Here is a 4,060-nt window from a genome sequence, read left to right on the forward strand (position 1 = left end):
CTATCGATAAATTGATACAACCCACCAGCAGAAGAGTAGGGATTCCTTGCATTCGGATTCCCTCCACTTTCCACTTGTGCAACACGGTATAAATAACTCTCTGGCAAACCATAACGCGCTGCCGTTTGCCGTATCGCTTGATTAACTGAAGGACTATAACTGGTCATTTCGCATACTCTATTGAAGCACTAGGACCTAACCCTTTTGCTACAGCTCTAGAAACAATCTTCAAGCCTTCATCCGTTATCACACCGGCTTTATGCCACTTCAAAGCACTTTGAATCAATTTGGCAATTTCATTGCGCTCCATTCCTTTAACGCCAAAAGTTGCTAATTTCGCTATACCGCGCTCTAGCTCTCGTTTTGCTCGTAGCGCCTCTGGTGCATTCGGATGAAAAAATATGTTTCGTGCTAATTTTAAGCCTTGAGCTGGTATATCAGGAATACTATGTGGTACACGAACTCCATCAAAAAGAGAAATCTTAGGAATGCCTTCAAATTTGCTAAAACCCTCTTTTGCTGCATCAGAATAGAATTGCTCCTGATCTACTGCCTTTTTAAAAGTAGAAAACCGTTCCGGTCCTATCATCCTTTTAAGATTCTCAGATGCAAGATTTTGTTTTAAAAGTTTAGAAAATTCATTAATAGGGTCATCATTTTTTCTGAGTAAATCATCTAAGGCATCTCTCATGCCCATCTGATAGGTATTATTTTGTTTTGTCCAATTCCCTTTAAAAAGATTTTCCTGAACTGCATCCCTTTCAAAACTCTTTTCAAGCTTTGTTCCAAAAGCTTGTCTACCTTCCTCAAAGCTATCTGCAAAGTTTTTGAATTTTGCCGCACTACCGCGTGCTGCTTTGTACGTAGGAGAGATTTCGTCCATTATTTTTACCAAATTTTGTTTGAGGACTTCGTATCCTAAAATCTTTTGGTTATCGCCATGTTTCTTACTTTTTTCGATTAAATCATCAAGAGACTGCTTAGTTTGATCTAATAACTCTATCGTAGGTTTATAGGTTATACTGCTAAATCTTCTATCATAAAACCTTCTAGGATTTATACTGAGAGGGTGTTCCTCTAAAGTATTGACAGCTTCTTTGAGAGCTTTTTGAAATCCTTTATTTTCAAAAAGTTTATTAAGAGCCGGATAATACTCTCGTCCTATCGGCGTTTGCCTTGCTTGTTCATAAAGATGATCATGCGCTTCTTTCCCTTGCTGTTTAAGCGTCCTGCTTAAAGTATCGCTATGCTGGTATGGAACAATTGTCTGCTCCATCATATCATCAAGACGTTGAACAGAACCTCCCAATCTTTTCTCATGCGCTTGTTTCAAGAGATTATAAACATCTTCATTTGTTTTAGACGCATTCCACAAAGTCTGTCGTAGTTTTTCATTAATATCTGTCAAAAATACTTCCTGAGGTTCTGAGCTAAGACGTTCGGTAATTTTTGGGGTTTTATTATCGTAAAGTTGCTTGGCAACTTCTCGCAAAGCTTTATTGGAAACCTCTTTATGAGCAGGATTAAAATAATTCCTTACAAGTGGAGGTGATTTTAAAGCATTTCCTAAACTACGAACTGCCTTAGAAATACCTATACCTCCTAAAGCAGCAACCGGCGTCAAAACTGCCCCACCAACACCACCAGCTAACGCCGAATTCACCGTATCATTGTAACCTTCTCCTGCACCAGAACCGTGTAAAGCTCCAGAACCTGCCCCAACAAGAGCTCCCCTACCTAAACCTCCTAAAGTCGAACCTGCTCGCAAAAAATTTAATGCTGGAATACCAAATGATGCTATTGTTGGTAAAATCGAACCAGCAATATAAGCACCAGAAGACCACCATGGATGTTTCTCTTCCAAAGCTTTTTGGTAAGCACGTTCTTTGGCTACTCTTCTGTTATAAACCTCTTCTGCCTTTTTATCGCCGCTCCAATAATCCCTCACACCTGCTTCACGTACTGCTTTCATTTCGTCAAAATAACCTGCCGTTGCACCAGATGCGCTATGTCTCATAACCGCATCCAACCACGTAAGATCTTTATCATCAAATGAAAAATCATCTGCTGTAAATTTTGTATTAAATGAAGCCGTATCATCATCAACAAGAGGGGAATAAGGAATATAACCCGTTGTTTTTTTTCCTTGATTACCACGACTGTTCTTCACCGAAGACCTACCATCATTATCGGATACATCATCAACAATGCGAGAATAAGGAATATATGCCATTTTAAGCCCCTTTAACCCTTATCTTTCCATCTTCACCAATAAAGCGTGCACCGGAAGGCAATGCATCTTCCTCTTCTTTGCTGGTAACAAGTGGCAAATCATTACGTCCTTGCTGTGGAGCTTTAGAATGCGGCTGTGATGTAACCTTATCAACATTCTCTTGCGTTAATGCAATGCTATTGTTTTCCAGCAAATCCAATACGTCTGATTTCATCTTACCCAAAATCTCATGGATTTTTTTCAACCTAAACAAGAGCTCTTTATGACCCAAGTTGTACTTTATCTCTCCTAAATAGCTCTTTAAGATATCAAGTTCTCTTTCTGTGAGATTCCCAAAACCTGAGGCGCCATTACGCGAATACTGTCTCATCGTTTCTAAACGATCAATACCTATACGATTTTTAATGGAATCAAGCAGTGAACTCATATCACGGTGTTGAGGAACACCCAACTGAGCTTGTATACTAGCCGCATTACCTGTAGCCCATTCACCATTTTCTTCTATATAGTTCATAAAACGTTCAATGTCATGGAGTGTATTATTACTGATAGTTTCTCTATTTTTAAGCTCTATCGTTTCTCGTAGGCGGTCCAATTCTTCTTTAGATCTAGTATCATAACCGCCGTTCGCTTTTTGTAATAGAAAAGCATTCAACGCATCTTTATTCCCAGCCATGAACCGCGCTTCTTCTTCGCTATAGCCTTTGGACTTTAGATACTCGACGGTCTGATTAACCTGCCCTCTTTTTTCTCTTTCCATATCACCACGACGAAGATTCATAGCTGCATTCGCTAAACTTTGTGCTATCGTCCCATCTGATAATGCATAACCAATCCCATAATCCGATAATCTTTGTAAAAACTCAGGACTACGCAAGTGATCCCAAAAACTCTGTTGAGAACCAGTATCTTGGTGAGGAACAATACTCTGTTGTGGCTGTACAGACTTCTGTGGTTCTACAGATGAAATAGGCTCTGGTAATTGAGACTGCTTTGGTTTCAATGATGCCAAATCTGAAGTTTCAATTGCATTAGGCAAAGGTTCCATACCTAAAGGATTTGGTTGTGAACCAAAGGTCGCTACTGGTAAAGAAGGAACTGAAGACGGTACATCTGGTTTTCTGCCTGCCGATCTTAAAGACGAACTTACATCTGGTAAAGGTGAAGTATTTTTAGCTAAACCTAAAGGATTTGATTGTGAACCAAAAGTTGCTATAGGGGAAGAAGGGGTTAAATAAGGTAAATTCTTTGCCTGTTGTTTGGCGTCTTCTAGATCGTTGAAACGTATACGTGGTACATATTGGCTTATTACATGCATAGACTTAAGAAGTCTTGATAACATGTTATCGTTACTATTTTGCATAACTACCTCACTTTTTTCCTGCAAAATTAGCAATACTAGCTAAAATCCCTATAGCGTTCTTCCAAGGGTCGTTGCCTTGCATCATAGAGGCTGTATTATTATTCGTCGTCGTGCCGTAATTCCTTGCAAATCCATGACCGGCGTTCATAAGCATATTCAACTTATTCCAACCGCTATTGTCTTGCTCCAGCCAACGTTCACGATTAGCATCAACAACTCTCTGATTGTAATTATCAAGCACGCCTCCCCCCTGTATGGCATTGGAATAGGCATTGCCATAACCCTGTAAGAAGTTATTTGAGGCTCCCAACTGATTTTGATTGGCTTGGTCTATCATGGCATTGGCTTGCATCATGCGATCTGCATCACGATTATATTGATCTGCCATAGCACTTGTGGACAAAGCACCAAGTTCATTTGCCAATACACCTGCATGTGCACCGGACCCATAACGACCCGCACCT

At 40.0% G+C, this 4,060-nt stretch carries 3 protein-coding genes and 1 pseudogene; all 4 read right to left on the bottom strand.

Annotation, left to right across the window (positions count from 1 at the left end; genetic code table 11):
- Nucleotides 1–167 (bottom strand): transglycosylase SLT domain-containing protein (locus ACFIKR_RS08845; RefSeq protein ID WP_375659594.1); only part of this gene is annotated, 167 nt, incomplete at its 3' end.
- Nucleotides 164–2,233, bottom strand: a complete 2,070-nt coding sequence (locus tag ACFIKR_RS08850) for a glycine zipper family protein (RefSeq protein WP_375659592.1) — start codon at nucleotides 2,231–2,233, stop codon at nucleotides 164–166. The genes ACFIKR_RS08850 and ACFIKR_RS08845, both read right to left, overlap by 4 nt.
- 1 nt (nucleotide 2,234) lies before the next feature.
- A complete protein-coding gene (locus tag ACFIKR_RS08855; RefSeq protein ID WP_375659593.1) occupies nucleotides 2,235–3,596 on the bottom strand; it encodes a hypothetical protein in 1,362 nt (453 codons plus the stop codon).
- 7 nt (nucleotides 3,597–3,603) lie between these two features.
- Nucleotides 3,604–4,060 (bottom strand): annotated as a pseudogene (locus tag ACFIKR_RS08860) (hypothetical protein); the annotation flags it as partial.

Source organism: Bartonella sp. MR30HLJHH (genome assembly GCF_042194195.1).
GTDB classification, from domain to species: Bacteria; Pseudomonadota; Alphaproteobacteria; order Rhizobiales; family Rhizobiaceae; genus Bartonella; species Bartonella grahamii.